The following is a 23,496-nucleotide window of genomic DNA, read 5'->3' on the forward strand; positions in this document are numbered from 1 at the left end:
AGTGAGCTGATGCCGCATTCCGCCCTGTCCTTCGACGTTCCCTTGCCGCGCGCCGGCCAGCAGCGCGCGTACTGGCGCGCACCCGCCTCCGGCACCGCGCTGGCCGCCGCCGTGCTGGCCGCCGCACAGCGCCACGCCGGCCCGCTGCTGCTGGTCGCGCGCGACAACCACGCCGCGCATCAGCTCGAAGCCGACCTGCGCACGTTGACCGGCGGCGGCGACGCGCTGCCGGTGCTCGGCTTCCCCGACTGGGAAACCCTGCCCTTCGACCGCTTCAGCCCGCATCCGGAAATCGTCAGCCAGCGTCTGGCCACGCTGGCGCGGCTGCCGGAACTGAAGCGCGGCGTGGTGGTGGTGCCGGCGGCCACGCTGATGCAGCGCCTCGCCCCGCGCACGCACGTGCTCGGCAACCGTTTCAGCGTGCGCGTGGGCCAGCGCATGGACATGGACGCCGAGAAGCGCCGGCTGGAAGCCGCCGGCTACCGCAACGTGCCGCAGGTGTTCGATCCGGGCGACTTCGCCGTGCGCGGCGGCCTGCTGGACGTCTATCCGATGGGCGCGGACGCGCCGTTCCGGGTGGAGCTGCTGGACGACGAGATCGACAGCATCCGCGCCTTCGACCCGGAGAGCCAGCGCTCGCTGGAGAAGATCGACGCCATCGAACTGCTGCCCGGCCGCGAAGTGCCGATGGACGACGCCAACGTGCAGCGCGCGCTCGACGCGCTGCGCGAGCGCTTCGACATCGACACCCGCCGCAGCGCGCTGGTGCAGGACCTGAAGGCCGGCCTCGCCCCCGCCGGCATCGAGTACTACCTGCCGCTGTTCTTCGCCCCGCAGCGCGGCGGCGCGGGCAGCGCGGAAACCCTGTTCGACTACCTCGCGCCGAACGCCCTGCCGCTGCTGTGCGACGGCGCGTTCGACGCCGCCGAGCACGCATGGAAGCAGATCGGCGAACGCTTCGAGCAGCTGCGGCACGACGTCGAACGCCCGCTGCTGCCGCCGGCCGAACTGTGGTTGTCGCCGGACGCGCTGCGCGAAACCCTGAACCGCGTCGATCGCATCGAAGTCTGCGGCGCGCAGCATCCTCGCCACGACGACGCGCACGCGCTGCCGGTGCAGCCCGCACCCGCCCTGCCGCTGGCGGCGAAGGACCATGCGCCGGGCGAGGCGCTGCGCGCCTTCCTGTCGAACTATCCGGGCCGGGTGTTGGTCGCCGCGGATTCGCCGGGGCGACGCGAGGCGCTGCTGGAGGTGATGCAGGCGGCGGGGTTGAAGCCGGCGGTGGTCGAAAGCTGGACCGCATTTGCTTCCCCTTCTGCCTCCGGGAGAAGGTGGCGCGAAGCGCCGGATGAGGGTTCGGTCGCGGGCCGAATCCTCATCCCAACCCCTCTCCCGGAGGGAGAGGGGCCTGAATTCGCCATCGCGGTCGCTCCTTTCGACGACGGCTTCGCGTTGGATGCGCCGCAACTGGTCATCCTCACCGAACGCCAGCTGTTCCCCGAGCGCGCCAGCCAGCCGCGCCGCCGCAAGCGCGCCGGCCGCGAACCCGAAGCGATCATCCGCGACCTCGGCGAGCTCACCCTCGGCGCGCCCATCGTCCACGAGGACCACGGCGTCGGCCGCTACCGCGGGCTGGTGGCGATGGACGTCGGCGGCATGCCCGGCGAATTCCTCGACATCGAATACGCCAAGGGCGACCGCCTGTACGTGCCGGTGGCGCAGCTCGACCGCATCAGCCGCTACTCCGGCGCGAACCCCGACACCGCGCCGCTGCACAACCTCGGCGGCGAGCAGTGGGCGAAGGCGAAGAAGAAGGCCGCCGACAAGGTCCGCGACGTCGCCGCCGAGCTGCTGGAAATCCAGGCCAAGCGGCAGGCGCGGCAGGGCCTTGCCATCGACGTCGACCGGGCGATGTACGAGCCCTTCGCCGCCGGCTTCCCGTTCGAGGAAACGCCCGACCAGCACGCCGCCATCGAAGCGGTGCTGCGCGATCTCGCCAGCAGCCAGCCGATGGACCGCGTGGTCTGCGGCGACGTCGGCTTCGGCAAGACCGAAGTCGCGGTGCGCGCCGCCTTCGCCGCCGCCAGCGCCGGCAAGCAGGTCGCGGTGCTGGTGCCGACCACGCTGCTGGCCGAGCAGCACTACCGCAACTTCCGCGACCGCTTCGCCGACTGGCCGCTGCGCGTCGAAGTGCTGTCGCGCTTCAAGAGCAAGAAGGAGATCGAGGCCGAGTTGCAGAAGCTGGCCGAGGGCAAGCTCGACGTCATCGTCGGCACCCACCGCCTGCTGCAACCGGACGTGAAGTTCAGCGACCTGGGCCTGGTCATCGTCGACGAGGAGCAGCGCTTCGGCGTGCGCCAGAAGGAGGCGCTGAAGAAGCTGCGCGCCAACGTCCATCTGCTCACGCTGACCGCAACGCCGATCCCGCGCACGCTCAACATGGCGATGAGCGGATTGCGCGACCTCTCGATCATCGCCACGCCGCCGGCCAATCGCCTGGCCGTGCAGACCTTCGTGCACGCCTGGGACGACGCGCTGCTGCGCGAAGCCTTCCAGCGCGAGCTGGCGCGCGGCGGGCAGGTGTATTTCCTGCACAACGACGTGGAAAGCATCGGCCGGATGGGCGAGGAACTGCAGGCGCTGGTGCCCGACGCGCGCATCGGCATCGCCCACGGGCAGATGCACGAACGCGAGCTGGAGCGCGTGATGCTGGACTTCCACAAGCAGCGCACCAACGTGCTGCTGTGCTCGACCATCATCGAATCCGGCATCGACATCCCCAACGCCAACACCATCCTCATCAACCGAGCCGACAAGTTCGGCCTGGCGCAGCTGCACCAGCTGCGCGGCCGCGTCGGGCGCAGCCACCATCGCGCCTACGCCTACCTGCTGGTCCCCGACCAGCGCAGCATCACCGGCGACGCGCGCAAGCGGCTGGAGGCGATCAGCTCGATGGACGAACTCGGCGCCGGCTTCACCCTCGCCACCCACGACCTGGAAATCCGCGGCGCCGGCGAACTGCTGGGCGAGGACCAGAGCGGGCAGATGGCGGAAGTCGGCTTCAGCCTCTATACCGAGCTACTGGAGCGCGCGGTGCGCAGCATCAAGCAGGGCAAGCTGCCCGACGTGGACGACGCCGATCGCCACGGTGCGGAGGTCGACCTGCACGTGCCGGCGCTGATCCCCGACGACTACCTGCCCGATCCGCACGCGCGCCTGACCCTGTACAAGCGCATCAGCGCCGCGCGCGACGGCGATGCGCTGCGCGAATTGCAGGTGGAGATGATCGACCGCTTCGGCCTGCTGCCCGATGCCGCCAAGCACCTGTTCGCCACCGCCGAGCTGAAGCTGGCGGCGACCGCGCTCGGCATCCGCAAGCTCGACCTCGGCGGCAACGGCGGGCGCATGCAGTTCGTGGAGAAGCCCAGCGTCGATCCGATGGCGGTGATCCGCCTGATCCAGGGCCAGCCCAAGCACTACCGCATGGACGGTCCGGACAAGCTGCGCATCACGCTGGAGCTGCCGGACGCGGCGACGCGCTTCAACGCCGCGCGCGGCCTGCTGGCGGCGCTGCGGCCGGGATGAAAAGGACATTCATGGCGGCCGGGCCTATCATCGGCGCATGCGCTTCCTCCTCGTCATCGCCTGCCTGTGGCTGGCCGCCTGCGCCAGCCGTCCGGACGCACCCGCAACTTCCGCCACCTACTTGCTGGTGCGACATGCGGAAAAGGACGTCGCCGCGGGCAAGGATCCGCCGCTGACCGCCGCCGGCGAAGCTCGCGCGCAGCGGCTGGCCACATTGCTGGCGAACGAGCCGCTGGATGCGATCTACAGCTCGCCGACCCGGCGCACCCGCCAGACCGCGGCGCCCGTCGCGCATGCGAAGGGCCTGACCATCGTCGACTACGACGCCGCCAATGCCGACGCTTTCGCCCGACGCCTGCGCGCCGAGCATCCCGCCGACACGGTGCTGGTGATCGGCCACAGCGACACCCTGCCGCCGCTGGCCCGCGCCCTGTGCGGCTGCGCCGTACCCGACATGGACGAGCGCATCTACGGCATCCGCTACACCGTCCGCCTCGGCGCGGACGGCCGCACCACGCTGCGCGAGTTCCGCGACTGATGGACACCGCACCGTCCCTGCCGGACTGGGCCGGCGACACCGCCGCGCTGCGCAACCTGCAACGCCAGCTCGCCCAGCAGGTGGAACTGCGCGACGACTTCCCGAAGCCGCTGCGCACCGTGGCCGGCTTCGACGTCGGCTTCGAGGACGGCGGCGCCACCACCCGCGCCGCCGCCGTGCTGCTGGACGCGGACACGCGCGAGGTGATCGACCAGCAGGTCGCGCGCCTGCCGACGCGCATGCCCTACATCCCCGGCCTGCTCAGCTTCCGCGAACTGCCGGCACTGCTGGAAGCGCTGGCGATGCTGGAACATGCGCCGGACCTCGCCTTCATCGACGGCCACGGCATCGCCCATCCGCGCCGGCTCGGCATCGCCGCGCACTTCGGCGTCGCCACCAACCTGCCCTGCATCGGCGTCGCCAAGAAGATCCTCGTCGGCGAAGCGCGCATGGCCTTGCACGACATGCGCGGCGCCTTCACGCCGCTGCGCGACGGCCGCGAGCAGATCGGCTGGCTGCTGCGCAGCAAGCCCGGCTGCCTGCCGCTGATCGTCTCGCCCGGCCACAAGGTGGCGATGCCGTCCGCGCCGGAGCTGGCGATGCGCTTCGTGACCACATACCGCCTGCCCGAACCCACGCGGCTGGCGGACCGGATCGCTTCGCGCCGCGACCGCAAGCGCGGCGAGCGCTGAGTCCCCGAATCGCGGCATGTTCATCGCGGTTGTGGCATACAGGACACCCAATCACCGCACGGTGCCATCGCCATGATCCGCATCGCCACGCTCCTCGCCCTTGCCCTGCTGACCGGCTGCGCCAGCGCGTCGCAGGATCCCGCCCCCGCCGCCTCTCCAGCCGCAGACGCTCCCGCGCAAGCCGCTGCCGGTGAGGCGCGCATATTGACGCTCGGCGTCGGCGAATCGGCCGCGTTGGCCGATGGCAGTCGCCTGACCTACCGGCAGCTGGTCGACGATTCCCGCTGCGCACCCGATGTCCAATGCGTCTGGGCCGGCGATGCGGAGATCCTGCTGCGCTGGCAACCGGCCAAGGGCGGCGGCGCAAGCGAGGCGTCGCTGCATACCAGCCCGCTGCAGGGCAGGCAGACCGAGGCAGTCTTCGGCCCGCACCGCGTCCATCTGGAAACGCTGGAACGCGGCGTCGCCCCCAAGGCCACCCTTCGCATCAGCGGGCATTGATTTCCCGCGAGCCTCAGCGATCCAGCGGGCTGGCGACGCCGTTCGGTCCACGGTTGAGGACGTGGGTGTAGATCTGCGTCGTCGCCACGTCCTTGTGCCCCAGCAACTCCTGGATGGTGCGGATGTCGTAGCCCGCCTCCAGCAGATGGGTAGCGAACGAGTGCCGCAGCGTATGCGCGGTGACATGCTTCACTAACCCGGCGCGATCGCGCGCGCTTTTCAACGCGCGCGACACGAACTCCGCATCGACATGGTGCCGGCGCTCGCGGTCGTCGCGCTGATCCAGCGAGCGCTTCCGCGCCGGGAACACGTATTGCCATCCGAACTCGGCGGCGGCATTCGGATATTTCCGCGCCAACGCGTAAGGCAGCCACACTGCCCCGAATCCCAAAGCCAGATCGGCGGCATGCAGGACGCGGGCACGCTCGATCTCAAACTGCAACGGCTCCACCAGACTGCGCGGCAAGATGGTGCGCCGGTCCTTGCCGCCTTTTCCGTCCCGCACCGTGATTTCCCCGCGAGCGAAATTGACATCCTTCACCCGCAGGCGCAGGCATTCCATCAACCGCATCCCGGTGCCGTACAGCACGCTCGCCAGCAGCCACGCCCGCCCATCCAGTTGCGCCAACAGGCAACGCACCTCATCCCGCGCCAAAACGACGGGCAATTTCCGCGCCCCTTTCGCCCGAACCACCTCCTCCATCCATTCCAATCGCATCCGCAACACGTCGCGATACAGAAACAGCAATGCCGAGAGCGCCTGATTCTGGGTCGAAGGCGCAACCTTTCCCTCCACCGCCAGTCGGCTCAGAAAAGCCTCCACCTCCCGGTGCCCCAACTCCTCCGGATGCCTCAGATGGTTGGCCAGGATGAACCGCTTGATCCAGCCCAGATACGCCGTCTCGGTGCGAATACTGTAGTGCCGGACACGCAAAACCCTGCGAACATCGGCGACCAGCGCTGAAATGCGCTCAAGCTGGCTTTCGTTTCCCTGCCAGCCAGGCTCTGCCACACGGGTGGCATACTCCGGGCTTTCGATGAGATAAAACATGGTGCTTGGCCTTCGTGGGATAGGAAGAAGAGCGTGTCGCTCGGCCTCCCCACGATCCAGAGGTAAACTGCTGATTTGAAGGTGAGTCTTCACCTACGGCCCAGTTGGCGAAGATGAATGTCTTGGGCTTATTTCTTATATTCATCAACTACTAGTTGTTATGCGTCATGTTGAGTGAACAGCAAATTGAAGCAAATAGAGATGCTTTGTTCGAGACAGCTCGGCACCTCAATGGCCCGCAGATTGGAGGTATGGTTTTTCACGCAAAAGTACCTGTCTGCCTGTTTATTGGAACTGATAAGATCGTTGATAAACAGATATATTTGGTTAGATTTGTACATGACAAGAATTGGCCAAAGCTCCAGATAGACAACTTAGATAGCGTGAATTTCCATACTGAATTTTCAGTAGCTTGGCAGCACATGAAGTTCAATGCGGAAAAGGCGTTGTTGATAGTTAAAGGCACGAGCGATAGAGTGCCAATCGGTTACAAGCTACATCTTCATGTTCGTGGCAAGAGAGCTATCGCGTGACGCATAACAATTCATTCAAGCCGACGCCGCTTCGCGGCGCGGCTTAATTCAGGCGTTAGGCCCACAACCAACGCTCCAAAGCGATCTGCCAAAAAACAATGGATCACTCCCTGCAAATCATCGCGCCAGGCCCTCGGCCACCCTACTTTCAGGTTGCCGAGCACCTGTGGGGCGTCGGTTGCAATATAGACTCTGACGGCAACAGCGTCACCCCAGAGGATCACCAATGGACAGAGCTAACCGTTTGCTTGCGCAGCAATCCGGGGCAACGGGTGGACATAGACCCACTTTCCAATGATCCTTTGATTCTGGTGGTTCGCTCTTCGGATCAATCGCTTTGCTGGCAGACAGCGGAGTTCATCACTTCTGTCTCTGGCGGCGAGATCCGGCGGGCCTAACAATTCATTCAAGCCGACGCCGCTTCGCGGCGCGGCTTAATTCAAGCGTTAGGTTGCTTATGAAAGTTTCAGGCCATTTCGTCCCAATTGCCGGAGGCTTGTCGCTTCTGCTTCTGCAATGTGCATTGTCTTGGCTTGTTCCTTGGTTTGGAGCAATTTCTTTTCTTCTTACAGGGCGATTCCTTCAGTTCGCGCAAGGATCAAGTTCAATCTTTGCTTATCAAGCGGGAGAGTGGCTGCTCTTCACTCATGCAGGCTGGCTCATAGCCTTCATTGGATGGTTCTGTATCTGGTCATGCTTGGCTTATGCGTTATTCTCACTCAACCAGTTGCAACGCGGTCGCAGCTGCGCAACCTAACAATTCGTTCAAGCCGACGCCGCTTCGCGGCGCGGCTTAACTCAGGCGTTAGGGCGCGCATGATGTACGTCATAGCCATTGCTCTTTTCTTGCCTTTCCTCGCCATCGCGTTTGGCATCACGTTTATCGTGGCTTGCCTTACACGGGGCTTGAGTCGGAGCGCATGGATCGCGCTGATTGTGGTTGTTTCAACACTGCTCATAACACCCACGATGGGTCCAGCCACAATTGCTGTTGTGCCAGTAACCTTCGGGTGGCTCCTGATTCCATCTATCGCAACTGGGTCGTGGTCAGAGCTCGGAGGCTGGCTGGCGATGTATCCCATGTGGCACGCGTTCGCGTTCCCGGTGACCGCTGCCCTTTCATACTTGGTGCTACGCAAGGTGCGCCCTAACAATTCATTCAAGCCGAAGCCACTTCGTGGCTCGGCTTAATTCAGGCGTTAGGCCTTATGTCTCGATTCTCGCAACTTGAAACAAATCTCCGCAGAGCGGGTTACGTGCTCTTGGCTGAGGTCTTGGGTGGCGTGGCCCTCGGCATACTGCTCTCGCACCTCGGTCACGGGATAGAACCGGCCATACTTTTTGTTTGGATCGCCAATTTGCCAGCAGCTTGTTTCCTGGCAAAGGCAGCCAGGCTCCAAGGACGTAACGCTTGGCTGACGGGCTTGACCTCACTGCCTCCGCTGCTGGCTGTAGTGAACTTTTGGTTGCTATGGGCCACTTCCAGCTTGTATCGTCCTGGCAGGCTTCCTGGCTGAGGCCTAACAATTCATTCAAGCCGACGCCGCTTCGCGGCGCGGCTTAATTCAGGCGTTAGGCCAAAGAGGGAGACTCCATGATTGACACTTCAAACATCGACATCGCAATCACCATGACGGACGACGATTTCATTGCTATTGCCGAGCAAGGGGACGCTGGGCCAATCATCAACGTAGTAGAAGTTAAAGATCGTGGCTGGGCAATATACGGGCCAAGTGGCGTTTATGCGGCTGATGGCGTACGCACATATTCTGACCTCGCAGAGGTTCATCGCCTCATATCGGGCTGGGGCATCAAGCAGTTCGTTCAAGGTCAGGTTGTACTCGCACTCCCGTGATTTGGCCTAACAATTCATTCAAGCCGACGCCGCTTCGCGGCGCGGCTTAATTCAGGCGTTAGGCCACTCAAAGCAAACACATTGGGAAATAGCTCGCTTTCTTGCCGTTGTCATTCGGCGGCATAGCAATTCCAAGGTTCATCTCACTTTTCTTCGTTGCGACTCCCAGCGCTACGGCGCAGCACAAAGCGGCCGCGCCTCCGCCTTCGTCATATCTCGCTCGTTCCAAGAACCAGATCAGCAGTACACTCGGGCCAGGTCATTCGCCATCATCAAGAGCAGTGGCCTAACAATTCATTCAAGCCGACGCCGCTTCGCGGCGCGGCTTAATTCAGGCGTTAGGCCACTAAAAGCGAGTGCACTGTATTGGCACTTTGCGCGCTCTTGCTGCTCTTACTATCCACTGCCGCAACCGTCAGATTTGTCGCTCGTTGCTTCGCCGCAGTTCGCTGCGCTACGGCGCAGCACAAAGCAGCCGCGCCTCCGGCTTCGCAATGTCTCGCTCGTTCTTCAAGAGCAACAACCGCAGTACACTCGGACCAGGTCATGCACCGTCGGCAAGAGCCGTGGCCTAACAATTCGTTCAAGCCGATGCCGCTTTGCGGCACGGCTTAACTCAGGCGTTAGGTGCCGCTGGAAGATTTTCGCCAATGAAAGGTCGGCTACTTATAGCACTCTGCTTCCTACTGTCTGCCGCGCTACTCGGCTGTGACGACGGCTATCTGCGTGGCTCTGTTGCCCCATCAAAAGATGGTCGCACGTATCTGATCGTTGCTGATGACAATGGAGGCGCTTGTGGCCCGCTGCTCCTTGACGGAAAACCATGGCCTTACAAGATCAATCAGCCTGGTCTCGTATCGTCTGGGAGGCACAGGATTGAATGTGGTGGCTGGATCGAGTTTGATATCCCTCAGGGTGTTGTCTTCAGGTTCGACTATTGGGGGCCATGAGGCGGCACCTAACAATTCATTCAAGCCGACGCCGCTTCGCGGCGCGGCTTAACTCAGGCGTTAGGTGGCGGAATGAGCAATCTCGCACTCGTAATAGGCAACACGTACTACCGTGTCACTTATGCGGACCGCGACTTGACCATGCCAGGTGTCGAGCCATTGGTGTATATCGGTGATGGCACTGGCGAGACTGGTGAGCCTTTCCATGCGTTTCAGGACACAGTCTCGTATGTTCGCTATGGGTCACGCTTTGCGCCCGGCTCAACTGAACGGGACGACCTGCTTGTCTACTTTCTTCCTTCGAGCGAGATCGGGGTAGACGTTGTTGATCTCAGGCGTGTCCAGAGCTTGTCCAAGACTGCATTGAGCGTGCAACTTCAACAGGGTGGCCAGTTCTCCCCGTCGTGCGTGACGGGTGGTCCGCCGCCACCTAACAATTCGTTCAAGCCGATGCCGCTTCGCGGCACGGCTTAACTCAGGCGTTAGGCCGCATGACACTACTCGCAATCCCAGCTGGATCCATTCTGATTCTGATTGCAATCTCGTTGCTCTTTGTAAAACGCCCAGCAAGCGGAACGAACTGGCCATCCTTCATTGCAAAATGCTTGCTGTTCGCCACGTTGGTTCTGTTTTCATGGGCATGGCAATACAATAAATTCTTGAACAAACATGGTGCGTACAACTTCAGCCAAACACATGGCGGCATGCTTGAAACCGCATTCCACATCATCATGCTTGCGGTCATCTTCGTATTCTTGTGGCGGCACCATAATGCAAATGACTGACCATCGCGTGCGGCCTAACAATTCATTCAAGCCGACGCCGCTTCGCGGCGCGGCTTAATTCAGGCGTTAGCTGTCACAGGATGCATCATGGTCGTTGATCCTCAAGAAATCTGGCGCGACTACTATTTTCGCAAGCGCATGCAGCGCACACAGGAAGCCGCAGGCGTTTGGCGAACACTCGTCTTGGCCGGTGCAACACAAGACACGGTTTTAGCCATTGACTTCGTACACATAGGTGCCAACCGCGATGGGATTGACTCTCTCGCTCAGCAGCTATCGGAGAACTACGCCGTTAGTGTTTCACCCAATGGTGCTGGATATTGGCTAGCAGCAGGCACAACCCGCCCTTCTGGAGTTGTTCTAACGCAAGACGAACATGTTGCTTGGGTTCAATTTATGTGTGATGTGGCTCAGTCGCATAGCTGCGTATTCTCAACCTGGTCTCTAGAGGCACCATCTATTGGCGCTGTTGCTCGCAGTGAGAGTGTCGCGAGTGACAGCTAACAATTCATTCAAGCCGACGCCGCTTCGCGGCGCGGCTTAATTCAGGCGTTAGCCCTCATGAAGGTTGTTATCGACAAATCGTTTCTTCAAGGAAAGTGCTCAGAACAACTTGCACTAGATCAAGACAGATTTGATTTTGTGATCACAGAGAGCTTGCTCTACGAGATATGCAAGACCAAAACCCGCCACAGAAAATCAGCTGCGCGAAAGCTTCTTTCTCTGCCCAACAACGTGTACTACACCTCTGTCGCCAAAGTTCTGGCTTATGAAGCAGAGACTTCTGTTGCATTCCAAGCTAGTCAGCTTTCCCCTCAACCACCTAACATCTCACTCCTCGAAGATCTTGCATCGAACAGCAACCTAACGACTGAAATTTATCGCTCAATAGAAACTACGGATCGGTTCTATCAGGATCTATATGCCGCTTATATTCCTCATCTAGAAGCTTGGAAAAATCAAACAATCGAAAGTGGAATTTCAGCCATAAGGCGATCCTCAGCCGCGAACTTTCCGACCCATGATATCGATAACACCTGGGGAACTTACAGTCTGATCGCGTGCCTCAGATATTACGCAGAGAGCATATTCTCTCGCTATCAACCAAAAAAATTATATGGCAATCCACCCTTACGTTTACTGCATGACTTGATTGATCTCGATTACGCGGTGTTAGCAATCGTATGTGGCGGAATAGCTACTCGCGACAAACCGCTTATCAATTGTCTAAAGAACGTATGCGGCAAGAATCATCCTGAGATTATCCAGTGAGGGCTAACAATTCATTCAAGCCGACGCCGCTTCGCGGCGCGGCTTAATTCAGGCGTTAGGTTGCTTATGAAAGTTTCAGGCCATTTCGCCCCAATTGCCGGAGGCTTGTCGCTTTTGCTTCTACAATGTGCATTGTCTTGGCTTGTTCCTTGGTTTGGAGCAATTTCTTTTCTTCTTACAGGGCGATTCCTTCAGTTCGCGCAAGGATCAAGTTCAATCTTTGCTTATCAATCGGGAGAGTGGCTGCTCTTCACCCATGCAGGCTGGCTCATAGCCTTCATTGGATGGTTCTGTATCTGGTCATGCTTGGCTTATGCGTTATTCTCACTCAACCAGTTGCAACGCGGTCGCAGCTGCGCAACCTAACAATTCGTTCAAGCCGACACCGCTTCGCGGCGCGGCTTAACTCAGGCGTTATGCGCGGGCAGGCAAAAGTCGCATTGTCTTGCGCAAGCTTGCCAGCATCCGAACATCCAGCCAGTCGCATATCCCGCTCGGCCACGCACTGCATCGTGCAAAAGAGCCAAGTTCATACCCGCCCACCATCAATGACCTTCGTCTGGTGATTCCTCGCGTACCACTTCCCGCTGGCTCAAGATCACTTCAGCAGCTTGCTTCACCGGTTGTCGCAGGCTGCATAACAATTCATTCAAGCCGACACCGCTTCGCGGTGCGGCTTAATTCAGGCGTTAGCCACTCATGGGGAACTATGGACACTCAAGCAATTTTTTGGATCGTGCTTATTGTCATTGCCTTCGGCGTAATCGCATTGTTGGCAATTTACAAATTCGGGCATTCCTTATTTGGTCGCTTCTTTGCGCGTGAGTGGCCTGACTTCTTCATGCACTATCGGCATGGACCGCAACCATTGCCAGCACGATCAGTCGTTGATCTGATTACCGATTTCAGAGAGAGGCGTAACGACTTCTGGCTCGCCTACGGTCAAATCGTAATTGCCTTGATCATCGCCGTTCTTCTCACAGTATTGCTACTCACCAAAACGATTTCAGCTGAGGCTGGCCTTCCAATTCTGTCGGCGATCTCCGGATTTGCCATTGCCAAAGGCACTACCGCAGCTCGAGTTCGTGCGCCCGATGACACGCCGGATCGTGGCTAACAATTCATTCAAGCCGAACCCGCTTCGCGGGTCGGCTTAATTCAGTTGTTAGGCCACTAAAAGCGGCGCATCGCATTTGCAGTTCTGCACGCTCGCATCATCCCATTTTTCGGTGTCGCAGATATCAGCCTCACCGCTTGTCACTTCGCCGTAGTTCACCGCGCTACGGCGCAGCACAAAGCAGCCGCGCCTCCGGCTTCGCAATGTCTCGCTCGTTCATCAAGAGCAACAACAGCAGTACACTCGGGTTGGGTCATACGCTGTCGTCAAGAGCCGTGGCCTAACAATTCGTTCAAGCCGACGCCGCTTCGCGGCGCGGCTTAACTCAGGCGTTAGGCCACTAAAAGCGTCGCAAGGTATTGGTGCTTTTACATGCGCTCCTGCTCTTGTTGCCGCGTATCGCAATCGCCAAGCCTCATTGCCCGTCGCTCCGTCTCAATTCCCCGCTCTACGGCGCAGCACAAAGCAGCCGCGCCTCCGGCTTCGCAATGTCTCGCTCGTTCTTCAAGAGCCAGATCAGCAGTACACTCGGGCTAGGTCATTCGCCATCGTCAAGAGCAGTGGCCTAACAATTCGTTCAAGCCGATGCCGCTTCGCGGCACGGCTTAACTCAGGCGTTAGGCCACTAAGAGCAGGTGCATCGCAGCAGGTCATGCGCATGCTTGTTTGTTCGCGCTCCTCAGCAAGAAAGCCGCTGCACTCTAGCACTGCAAGTCTCATCGGGCCGCACTTCGTTGAGACACCTCGCGCTACGGCGCAGCACAAAGCAGCCGCGCCTCCGCCTCCGTTATGCCTCGCGTTCATCAAGAGCCAGATCGGCAGTACACTCGGGTGCAGGTCATGCACCATCGTCAGGAGCAGTGGCCTAACAATTCGTTCAAGCCGACGCCGCTTCGCGGCGCGGCTTAACTCAGGTGTTAGGCGCCATGAAAACGAAGTTGGGCTTCTGGCTCTATTTCATCGGTCTACAACTGGTTCCAGCATTGGTCGTAGTAAGCACTATAACTACACCTCAAAGAACAACATGGAATGAGTTCCTACATCTTTGGCTCTTTTTTGGATTCCCTCAGCTTCTGACTGCCTCATTTGCTCTCGCAAAAAGCCTCAGAGACTCAAGCCTACTGGCTTCACTTCTGTTATTAGACCTCGCGCTCATTGGCTTTAGCTGGTGGGCTTCAACCAGATCTGACCCAGCATCCGCCGGAGATCCATGGCTTGCATACCTTCCTTTTGGTCTGATCTCGTTTCTAGTCTGTGGGCTGCTACCATCGGCAGCAAGCTACTTATGGCGTCGCGCTTCACGGCTCGGCGCCTAACAATTCATTCAAGCCGACACCGCTTCGCGGCGCGGCTTAATTCAGGCGTTAGGGGGCTATGGAAGTGTCCAAGAGTCGTGCCGCATTACTTCGTGAGATTTTCGCGCAAGGTTTCCGGACCCCGGACTGGCGTCACAAAGAACCACCACCTGTTGTTTCGGCGGAGATGTTCTTTGCCGATAACGACGACAATGAGTGCATCGCTGTCAATCTTGACGATCACCCCGGCGTAGACTTTTTTAGGAGCAAGCTTGCTGATATCGCAGCCAAGCCCGAGGTAGCTGCGGTGCTAGTCAATATCTATGACCTAGACCCGGTCATCTATGGCGGCTGGCCGTATGCGGAGAACGTCCACATACTTACCTCAGCTCCTGAGGAGATAGTCCAGGATTGGGCCGCCGAGCTGCACTCCGATGGGGCTGCAGAGGGCTGGCCATACGGTGAACCACGGCAGCACCCGCAGGCGGTGGACGGTCAACGTTGGTGGTGGCTGTCTTGGGACTAGCCCCCTAACAATTCATTCAAGCCGACACCGCTTCGCGGCGCGGCTTAATTCAGGCGTTAGGTGCGCAACGGGCATGCCAAGCAACCCCTACTCTGCCGTAATCGGTCGCTATTTCGAGATCGCGCTTTGTTCAACTGGCGCAGCACTGTTTTTGTACTTGGCAACTTATTGCATCTCATCAGGACGAGCGTCTGGCCTAGGGCGCTACAGCAGAATCGCGGGACAGTCCTACACTGCCGCAGACAATCCATCACAATTCTGGCTCATCGTTCTATTTCACATAGTCGCGGGTGCGTTGTTCGCGCTGTTTGCTTGGCGCGCATACCGCAGGTAGCGCACCTAACAATTCATTCAAGCCGACGCCGCTTCGCGGCGCGGCTTAATTCAGGTGTTAGGCGCTTATGGGCATGACAGCTAAGAATCGAGAGTTTCTTGTTCTCGCAGGCTTGATCGCCGGTGCCGCAGCGGCCTTGCTCCTGTTCCGTGACGGCATTGGCATTGTTGTCTTTCTTGCACTTGTCGTTGCCACTCTCATCCAATTAGTCCGTGTTGCACTTGGCAGCGGCAAGAGCAAAACTCTAGGTCAACTATGGGCTGCTCTCAAAGACGCTTTCTGGGGCATTGGTTGAGTCGGCGTGTGCGGGGACGCGTCTAACAATTCATTCAAGCCGACACCGCTTCGCGGCGCGGCTTAATTCAAGCGTTAGCCCTCATTGGAGAGATTATGGGTGATTCAAAGATCGCGAAGATTCCGTACGATGAGAGGACGGATGATCAGAAGCTCGCCTCAAATTGGAAGAAGGCGGCCGGGCAATTCGAACGTGAGGAGTGGTCAGCATCTGTTGTTCGTGTTGCAACGTCCGCGGAAATTTCAGCAAACATCTACATCAGACATTTCTTAATTGATCGCTATGCACTGCCTTCAAGTTATGTAGACGAGCTTCTTTTTAGTGCTAACGGCTTAGAGGGAAAATTCAACAAGCTCGTTCGGCCGGCTGCGCAGCACCTCGGCACTTGGAACGACCTGAGGCGGCTCAAAACCAGCAAGATTGAGGTGCTCCACAAGCACCGAAATGGTGTAGTCCATGCTGGCAAGTTCAAGAGTAAAGCCGATGCCAAGTCGGCGTTTGCGCTGAGCTTGGCCATCATCACTGCGCTTGCCCCTGATCAGGCAGTGCATCTACGTCTGCCATATGAGGGCTAACAATTCATTCAAGCCGACGCCGCTTCGCGGCGCGGCTTAATTCAGGCGTTAGGCCACTAAAAAGCAAGCGCACCAATTTGCACTTCCGTGATCTTCGGGTTCTTGCTGTCCACTATCGCAATCGTCAGATTTGTCGCTCGTTACTTCGCCGTAGTTCACTGCGCTACGGCGCAGCACAAAGCGGCCGCGCCTCCGCTTTCGTCTTGGCTCGCTCGTTCATCAAGAGCCAGATCAGCAGTACACTCGGGGCAGGTCATGCGCCATCGTTAAGAGCCGTGGCCTAACAATTCATTCAAGCCGACACCGCTTCGCGGTGCGGCTTAATTCAAGCGTTAGGCCACTAAGAGCAAGCGCATCGAAACAGGTTATGCGCGTGCCTATTTGCTCCCGCTCCTCGGCAAGGAAAGCCGCTGCATTCTGCCCTGCAAGTCTCACTGGCCGCACTTCGTTGAGATACCTCGCGCTACGGCGCAGCACAAAGCGGCCGCGCCTCCGGCTTCGCAGTGTCTCGCCCGTTCTTCAAGTGCCAGATCGGCAGTACACTCGGGCCAGGTCATGCGTCGTCGGCAAGGGCAGTGGCCTAACAATTCGTTCAAGCCGATGCCGCTTCGCGGCACGGCTTAACTCAGGCGTTAGGCATGCCGGGACACACCTCATCATCTTGGAAGATTCTCTTAGCGACAATGACGCTCTTGCCGCTCATCAGCTGCTCATCGCCTGACAACCACAACAACAAACCGGGTTCACTAATTGCCGAAAGTGAAGGACTTGAGATAAGCCAGAAGGCTGCCGAGAAACATGGCTATGACCTTCGGCAGTACAGGCTAGACACCTTCGGTGATCGAACAGGTGGCGGTGACAAAGAGTGGCTCTTCGTTTATCTATGCACTCCCGGGCCCGCACCACCTGGTTGCAGTTTTATGGTTGTGGTAGATAGGCAAACGGGCAGTGCAGAAGTTCATCCGGGCATGTAGCGGCTGCATGCCTAACAATTCATTCAAGCCGACGCCGCTTCGCGGCGCGGCTTAATTCAGGCGTTAGGCCCCTTAGGAGACAGGCTCGTGCTTTCAGCCGCTGAAAAGCTTATGCAAACCACAGTGCGGCTCGAATGCCTGCTCCGAAACGGCAAGACTTCCACTGGCACCGGCTTCTTCTTTTCGTTCAAGCTAGACGAGAAGACACGCATTCCTCTGATAGTTACGAACAAGCACGTAATTAACGACAGCACCAGGGGCACCTTCGTTCTTACAAAACGAGACGACGCAGGTGAGCCGATAGTCGGGTCTTATGAGCCAGTTCAATTAGATCACTTCGAGTCTCATTGGCTGAAGCATCCTGATCCTAACGTTGACTTGGCAGTATTTCCTATGGCGCATCTTCTCAACGGCGCTGAACAAGCCGGAAAGAATTTTTTCTTTCTGCCTCTGGATGAGTCGTTTATTCCATCGAGCGAGGTGTTGGCTGGACTCGGAGGGATCGAAGACATAACAATGATTGGCTATCCCAATGGGATATGGGACATTCGGAACAACATGCCCATAGTGCGAAGGGGCATTACCGCCACCAACCTAAAGCATGATTACAACGGCCTTCCAATCTTCGTAATAGATTGCGCGTGTTTCCCTGGCTCAAGTGGCAGTCCTGTATTGATCTTCAATCAAGGCGGCTACATGGATGCAAATGGCAATCTGACTCTTGGTGGTACGCGGGTCATCTTGTTAGGCGTTCTTTTTGCTGGTCCTCAACATGTCGCAGAGGGCGAGATCAAAACTATCGACGTGCCGTTACAGCAGCTCTCTATTAGCATGTCCAAGATTCCGAACAACCTCGGATTTGTCGTTAAGTCACAGAAGCTCCAAGATTTCCGGGCCCAACTGGCAGCAGGGGCCTAACAATTCATTCAAGCCGACGCCGCTTCGCGGCGCGGCTTAATTCAAGCGTTAGCCAGCACTGGAGAATGCAATGAAATTCGCAGGAAGAAGAGTGGAAAAATCTCGCACTGCTTATCTTCACATTATGCTTGTCGCCTTGATTTGCATCGCAGCCGCACCGACGCATGCGCAAGAAAAGCCAAAGCAAGGTGCCGACATCAGTCGCGCGACTGATGCAGTAATGAGAGATTATGAAGACGCAGCAAAGAATGACATTCGCCGCTTTTGCTCCATGGAATGGCCGGAAGACTTCTCCATGCAAAAGCACTGCGTAGAAGAACAAACTGAAGCCCGAGACAAGGCCCAAAAGATAGACATCACGGCCTCACAAGTAGCAATGAAAATATGGGGCCACTGCACATCAGAGTGGACAGACAAGACCACCGATCTAACTGATTGGGCAATGATGTATCACTGCTATGAAGAGCAGATGTCCGCATACCATTCTTTGAACCCGTGAGCGCTGGCTAACAATTCGTTCAAGCCGATGCCGCTTCGCGGCACGGCTTAACTCAGGCGTTAGGCCACTGAGAGCAAGCGCATCGAAACAGGTCATGCGCAAACTTGTTGTTCCCGCTCCTCGGCAAAGAAAGCGGCTGTACGTCATTCAGCAAAGCGCACTAAGCCGCACTTCGTTGAGACACCTCGCGCTACGGCGCAGCACAAAGCGGCCGCGCCTCCGGCTTCGCAATGTCTCGCTCGTTCATCAAGAGCAACAACAGCAGTACACTCGGGCCAGGTCATGCGTCGTCGGCAAGAGCCATGGCCTAACAATTCGTTCAAGCCGACACCGCTTCGCGGCGCGGCTTAACTCAAGCGTTAGCCACTCATGGGGAACTATGGACACTCAAGCAATTTTTTGGATCGTGCTTATTGTCATTGCCTTCGGCGTAATCGCATTGTTGGCAATTTACAAATTCGGGCATTCCTTATTTGGTCGCTTCTTTGCGCGTGAGTGGCCTGACTTCTTCATGCACTATCGGCATGGACCGCAACCATTGCCAGCACGATCAGTCGTTGATCTGATTACCGATTTCAGAGAGAGGCGTAACGACTTCTGGCTCGCCTACGGTCAAATCGTAATTGCCTTGATCATCGCCGTTCTTCTCACAGTATTGCTACTCACCAAAACGATTTCAGCTGAGGCTGGCCTTCCAATTCTGTCGGCGATCTCCGGATTTGCCATTGCCAAAGGCACTACCGCAGCTCGAGTTCGTGCGCCCGATGACACGCCGGATCGTGGCTAACAATTCATTCAAGCCGAACCCGCTTCGCGGGTCGGCTTAATTCAGTTGTTAGGCAGCGCTGGAACTAGATCTTTAGCATTCGGGGTCAAGAAGCTTGAAGTTGTCCGCACGCCCCACCATTCAAAGCCTCGGCCACAGTCTCCGTGCAGCCTTAAAGCGGCTGCACTCCATCTGCGGGACAGTCCTTTGCAAGAAGCATCGGCAGGCCACACAAGAGCAGTTTCGCTTTGTTCTTGCGGTGTTGCATCCCGGCCAGTCGCTGCCTAACAATTCGTTCAAGCCGATGCCGCTTCGCGGCACGGCTTAACTCAGGCGTTAGGCCACTAAAAGCGGCGCATCGCATTTGCAGTTCTGCACGCTCGCATCATCCCGTTGTTCGGTGTCGCAACTGTCAACCTCACCGCTTGTCACTTCGCCGTAGTTCACCGCGCTACGGCGCAGCACAAAGCGGCCGCGCCTCCGGCTTCGCAATGTCTCGCTCGTTCATCAAGAGCCAGATCGGCAGTACACTCGGATGCAGGTCATGTGCCATCGTCAGGAGCAGTGGCCTAACAATTCATTCAAGCCGACGCCGCTTCGCGGCGCGGCTTAATTCAGGCGTTAGGCCTCTCATGATCAATCCGCCGTGGACCAGCGAAGGAAAGACTGTCGCACAGCTGATAGAAGAGCTGCAGTCCTTCAGTGATCACTCCCTAGAAGTGCGGCTTTCCGTAGACGGCGGCGCTACCTCGGTGCCAATCTCGCTCGTCGCGAAAGTTCAAGGGAAATATGCGGTTCTGGAGAACTGCCAGGATGTCCCGACAGCTATCCAGCATCGTGGCTGAGAGGCCTAACAATTCGTTCAAGCCGACGCCGCTTCGCGGCGCGGCTTAACTCAGGCGTTAGGCCACCAGGAGCAGCGGCGTCGAAACAGTCATACGCATGCTTGTTTTATCCCGCTCTTCGGCAAAGAAGCGGCTGTACTTCATCTGGCAAAGCGCACTGAGCCGCATTTCGCCGAAACACCTCGCGCTACGGCGCAGCTCAAAGCGGCCGCGCCTCCGCCTTCGTCATGTTTCGCTCGTTCATCGAGAGCAACATCGGCAGTACACTCGGGTTGGGTCATGCGCTGTCGTCAAGAGCAGTGGCCTAACAATTCGTTCAAGCCGACGCCGCTTCGCGGCGCGGCTTAACTCAAGCGTTAGGCAGCGCTGGAACTAGATCTTTAGCATTCGGGGTCAAGAAACTTGAAGTTGTCTGCACGCCCAATCATTCAAAGCCTCGGCCACAGTCTCCGTGCAGCCTTAGAGCGGCTGCACTCCGTCTGCGGGATAGTTCTGACAGGCCACACAAGAGCGCTTTCGCTTTGTTCTTGCGGTGTTGCATCTCGGCCAGTCGCTGCCTAACAATTCGTTCAAGCCGATGCCGCTTCGCGGCACGGCTTAACTCAGGCGTTAGGTGCGCATGGAAATCTTCGGTTGGCACGGAGGTTGGGGTAACTTCACATCAGTAGATCCTCGGCACCTTGGGTCTGGAGAGGGAGATGCTCAAGGCCGGGGATTCCATTTCGCTGAGACCCTAGCTGGGGGTCAGTACTACGCTACATGGGCAAAAGAACGGAAGGGACAAGGATTCCTTCACCGCGTCAAGTTGACTGTCCCAGAAGGATGCCTGTGGAGGCACCCCGATGAATCAGCATGGCACCCCGCCAAGGGAGACGCTTACACCTACTCTAGTTCTAGTTATTGCATCCTTCGGCGAGATCGCGGTGATATCGTTGCTGCCAACCATCTAAAGTCGCTAGGTGTCTGGGCGTTTATGATCTGGGAGCATAACCCACCAGCCCACGGACATACATATGTGGTACTTGAGCCGTCTGCGATCTCTATAGTTGAGTCGAGACCATATCCGTAAACAGGTGTTCATTCATCCCGCGTGCGCACCTAACAATTCATTCAAGCCGACGCCGCTTCGCGGCGCGGCTTAATTCAGGCGTTAGGCACCACATTCAACATAAGGGCAACTCATGCACGACGAAGAGCTTGCAATCCCACCTGATGCACTCAGTGACCCGGACGCCTTTGAGCTCATGCGTCTCTGGGCAGCTCACGAGCAATTGCACGTGACAATCAGCAGCGATGTTAGTGGCGGTGCAGAGGCCTTTGGCGAGCTACTTGCAGACCTCTTTGAGCATGCCTCACGCATGTTCGCCCAACGAGACAAGGTTCCACTTAGCAAGTGCCGGGACTTGATGCTCCAAGACTTCTTGCGGCGGGTAGATTCGCCCAAGGCGAGTGTTGAGGGGTCGCTCCCGGTGGAGCACTAGGTGGTGCCTAACAATTCATTCAAGCCGACACCGCTTCGCGGCGCGGCTTAATTCAGGTGTTAGGCGGCAGAGAAAGGGGATCGCTGCATGAGGCAAGAAATAACTCAGCGCTTTGATCGAAATATTGCGCGAGTCAAGAACCTCGTCTCAATTTATCGCAATCAGCTTGCAGGGGCTGGTCGAGGCCGACGAGGACATCAACAAACGGACGTTCTCCGTGCCGCTACCGTTTTGCTTCATGCATCCTTAGAAGACGTCTTACGCAGCTTGGCCTACTGGAAGTTACCTACTGCACAGGCCACAGTGCTTGATCAAATCCCCATCGCTGGCGGAACAGCCATGAAGATTTCACTGGGCGCACTCTCTGCACATAAAGGGAAAAGCATCGACGATCTGATTAAGGAATCCACAGACGCAAGTTTGGAAAGATCCAACTACAATAATCCCACTGAAGTTTCCTCTTTACTTCAGGCAATTGGTCTCAACACAGCACCACTCGCCCCATACATGGCGCAGTTAGAAGAAGCAATGAAGCGTAGACACCGCATAGTCCACCGCGCAGACGAGAATCCAAATGGAGGACGCGGCAACCATAGAGTTGCATCAATTTCAACGCCTACGCTTGATGCGTGGATCGGCAATACACAGAATTTTGTGCGTGACGTGTTGGCGCAAGTGTAACATGCAGCTGCCGCCTAACAATTCATTCAAGCCGACACCGCTTCGCGGCGCGGCTTAATTCAGGCGTTAGGCTTCAATGTCAATTCTTTTGGACATCTTGACAGCACTCATCCTGGCATCAGCAGGTGTGTACTGTTTTTGGCACGGCATCAAAGCATTGAAAACACGGGCTGTCTCGTCACCAACAATGATGAGTCCCGGCATCGTTAAAGCATCTGAATCTCCAAAGACCTATTGGCTCCATGTTTCGTTCTGGTTCTTTGAGGCAGCAGTGCTTTTTGCGTTCGTGCTCAGGTGGCTTCGTGCAATTGAGGCCTAACAATTCATTCAAGCCGACGCCGCTTCGCGGCGCGGCTTAATTCAGGCGTTAGGCAGCGCTGGAACTAGATCTTTAGCATTCGGGGTCAAGGAACTTGAAGTTGTCTGCACGCCCAATCATTCAAAGCCTCGGCCACAGTCTCCGTGCAGCCTTAGAGCGGCTGCACTCCGTCTGCGGGACAGTTTTCCGCAAGAAGCATCGGCAGGCCACACAAGAGCGCTTTCGCTTTGTTCTTGCGGTGTTGCATCTCGGCCAGTCGCTGCCTAACAATTCGTTCAAGCCGATTCCGCTTCGCGGCACGGCTTAACTCAGGCGTTAGGCATTGATCACAGCTTTCAAGCTCGCTTCAATTTTCTTCGTAGTGCTCATCGCGGCGCTTGGTTGCTGCCCATCTCTCTTTTCGTTCCCGCTCATGCTGTACATGAGCAAGGATTGGAAGCCCAAGCAACAGGACAGATTTCGCAGCGCGGTAGCCCTACACGTTATCGCCATTGGTCTGCTTGGCTCATACATTTTCCTTGCACTAACCGCTAAAGATCCTGGCGGTTTAGGATCACTTGGATTCCCGCTCTACATCGTCTGCGCTATTGTTTGCTGGATTCTTCACGGGTTCGCAAAGGCAGAGGAACGAGCAGCATATGAAGCTCCACGAACCAATGCCTAACAATTCGTTCAAGCCGACGCCGCTTCGCGGCGCGGCTTAACTCAGGCGTTAGGCCACTAAGAGCAGGTGGATCGAAACAGGTCACGCACTCGCTTGCTTGCTCTCGCTCCTCGGCAAAGAAAGCCGCTGCACTCTGCACTGCAAGCCTCACTGGCCGCACTTCGTTGAGACACCTCGCGCTACGGCGCAGCACAAAGCAGCCACGCCTCCGCCTCCGTTATGCCTCGCTCGTTCATCAAGAACCAGATCAGCAGTACACTCGGGCTAGGCCATGCGTCATCGTCAAGAGCAGTGGCCTAACAATTCGTTCAAGCCGACGCCACTTCGTGGCGCAGCTTAACTCAGGCGTTAGGCCCCGTATGAAAGTTCCGCAGCTTGAGCCACTTCTTGCAATGGCACGCCAGCTAGACGGGCGACCCGGCGTGGAAGATATCTTTGCTTTCGT

General features: G+C 57.9%; 20 protein-coding genes. 19 read left to right on the top strand and 1 reads right to left on the bottom strand.

Annotated elements, in window-relative coordinates:
• Positions 1-9 precede the first annotated feature (9 nt).
• The 4 genes from mfd (at position 10) to H9L17_RS04780 (ending at position 5,316) form a co-directional block, all read left to right on the top strand.
• Positions 10-3,585 (top strand): transcription-repair coupling factor, encoded by a 3,576-nt coding sequence (mfd, locus tag H9L17_RS04765; protein ID WP_187571198.1) that lies wholly within the window; start codon positions 10-12, stop codon positions 3,583-3,585.
• A gap of 37 nt (positions 3,586-3,622) precedes the next feature.
• Positions 3,623-4,123, top strand: a complete 501-nt coding sequence (locus H9L17_RS04770) for a SixA phosphatase family protein (protein ID WP_187571199.1) — start codon at positions 3,623-3,625, stop codon at positions 4,121-4,123.
• Entirely contained in the window at positions 4,123-4,815 is a 693-nt protein-coding gene (nfi, locus tag H9L17_RS04775; RefSeq protein ID WP_187571200.1) for a deoxyribonuclease V, read from the top strand. The genes H9L17_RS04770 and nfi overlap by 1 nt, the downstream gene beginning before the upstream one ends.
• A 72-nt stretch (positions 4,816-4,887) precedes the next feature.
• Positions 4,888-5,316: a hypothetical protein gene (locus H9L17_RS04780; RefSeq protein ID WP_187571201.1), complete on the top strand. Its 429-nt coding sequence runs from the start codon at positions 4,888-4,890 to the stop codon at positions 5,314-5,316.
• A gap of 13 nt (positions 5,317-5,329) precedes the next feature.
• Here H9L17_RS04780 and H9L17_RS04785 read toward each other — a convergent pair whose 3' ends face one another.
• Positions 5,330-6,274 (bottom strand): integron integrase, encoded by a 945-nt coding sequence (locus H9L17_RS04785; protein WP_246455198.1) that lies wholly within the window; start codon positions 6,272-6,274, stop codon positions 5,330-5,332.
• A gap of 260 nt (positions 6,275-6,534) precedes the next feature.
• Between H9L17_RS04785 and H9L17_RS04790 the strand changes: the two genes are divergently transcribed.
• The 15 genes from H9L17_RS04790 to H9L17_RS04860 all read left to right on the top strand — a co-directional run bounded on the left by H9L17_RS04790 (position 6,535) and on the right by H9L17_RS04860 (position 22,068).
• The gene (locus tag H9L17_RS04790) at positions 6,535-6,900 is read left to right on the top strand and encodes a hypothetical protein (protein ID WP_187571203.1); all 366 of its coding nucleotides are present in this window, start codon (positions 6,535-6,537) and stop codon (positions 6,898-6,900) included.
• 1,594 nt (positions 6,901-8,494) lie between these two features.
• Entirely contained in the window at positions 8,495-8,755 is a 261-nt protein-coding gene (locus H9L17_RS04795) for a hypothetical protein (protein WP_187571204.1), read from the top strand.
• Positions 8,756-9,777: 1,022 nt separating this feature from the next.
• Positions 9,778-10,179 (top strand): hypothetical protein, encoded by a 402-nt coding sequence (locus H9L17_RS04800; protein WP_187571205.1) that lies wholly within the window; start codon positions 9,778-9,780, stop codon positions 10,177-10,179.
• A gap of 17 nt (positions 10,180-10,196) precedes the next feature.
• Positions 10,197-10,490: a hypothetical protein gene (locus H9L17_RS04805; protein WP_187571206.1), complete on the top strand. Its 294-nt coding sequence runs from the start codon at positions 10,197-10,199 to the stop codon at positions 10,488-10,490.
• A 561-nt stretch (positions 10,491-11,051) separates the two neighbouring features.
• The gene (locus tag H9L17_RS04810) at positions 11,052-11,762 is read left to right on the top strand and encodes a hypothetical protein (protein WP_187571207.1); all 711 of its coding nucleotides are present in this window, start codon (positions 11,052-11,054) and stop codon (positions 11,760-11,762) included.
• Positions 11,763-12,207: 445 nt separating this feature from the next.
• Positions 12,208-12,879: a hypothetical protein gene (locus H9L17_RS04815; protein ID WP_187571208.1), complete on the top strand. Its 672-nt coding sequence runs from the start codon at positions 12,208-12,210 to the stop codon at positions 12,877-12,879.
• Between the two features lie 1,374 nt (positions 12,880-14,253).
• The gene (locus tag H9L17_RS04820; protein ID WP_187571209.1) at positions 14,254-14,700 is read left to right on the top strand and encodes a hypothetical protein; all 447 of its coding nucleotides are present in this window, start codon (positions 14,254-14,256) and stop codon (positions 14,698-14,700) included.
• Between the two features lie 407 nt (positions 14,701-15,107).
• A complete protein-coding gene (locus tag H9L17_RS04825) occupies positions 15,108-15,329 on the top strand; it encodes a hypothetical protein (RefSeq protein ID WP_187571210.1) in 222 nt (73 codons plus the stop codon).
• 95 nt (positions 15,330-15,424) lie between these two features.
• Entirely contained in the window at positions 15,425-15,904 is a 480-nt protein-coding gene (locus H9L17_RS04830; RefSeq protein WP_187571211.1) for a hypothetical protein, read from the top strand.
• A 1,061-nt stretch (positions 15,905-16,965) separates the two neighbouring features.
• Positions 16,966-17,796 (top strand): S1 family peptidase, encoded by an 831-nt coding sequence (locus H9L17_RS04835; protein WP_223158082.1) that lies wholly within the window; start codon positions 16,966-16,968, stop codon positions 17,794-17,796.
• A gap of 70 nt (positions 17,797-17,866) precedes the next feature.
• Positions 17,867-18,295 carry a hypothetical protein gene (locus H9L17_RS04840; RefSeq protein ID WP_187571212.1) on the top strand — a complete coding sequence of 143 codons (429 nt, stop codon included), beginning with the start codon at positions 17,867-17,869 and terminating at the stop codon, positions 18,293-18,295.
• A gap of 379 nt (positions 18,296-18,674) precedes the next feature.
• Positions 18,675-19,082, top strand: coding sequence for a hypothetical protein (locus H9L17_RS04845; protein ID WP_187571213.1), 408 nt, complete (start codon positions 18,675-18,677; stop codon positions 19,080-19,082).
• Between the two features lie 611 nt (positions 19,083-19,693).
• Positions 19,694-19,906, top strand: a complete 213-nt coding sequence (locus tag H9L17_RS04850; RefSeq protein ID WP_187571214.1) for a hypothetical protein — start codon at positions 19,694-19,696, stop codon at positions 19,904-19,906.
• Between the two features lie 1,244 nt (positions 19,907-21,150).
• A complete protein-coding gene (locus H9L17_RS04855) occupies positions 21,151-21,387 on the top strand; it encodes a DUF5076 domain-containing protein (RefSeq protein WP_246455199.1) in 237 nt (78 codons plus the stop codon).
• A gap of 339 nt (positions 21,388-21,726) precedes the next feature.
• Complete coding sequence (locus tag H9L17_RS04860) at positions 21,727-22,068, top strand: hypothetical protein (RefSeq protein WP_187571216.1); 342 nt, start codon at positions 21,727-21,729, stop codon at positions 22,066-22,068.
• Positions 22,069-23,496 lie beyond the last annotated feature (1,428 nt).

The sequence above is a fragment of the Thermomonas brevis genome, assembly GCF_014395425.1.
Taxonomy (GTDB): Bacteria; Pseudomonadota; Gammaproteobacteria; order Xanthomonadales; family Xanthomonadaceae; genus Thermomonas; species Thermomonas brevis.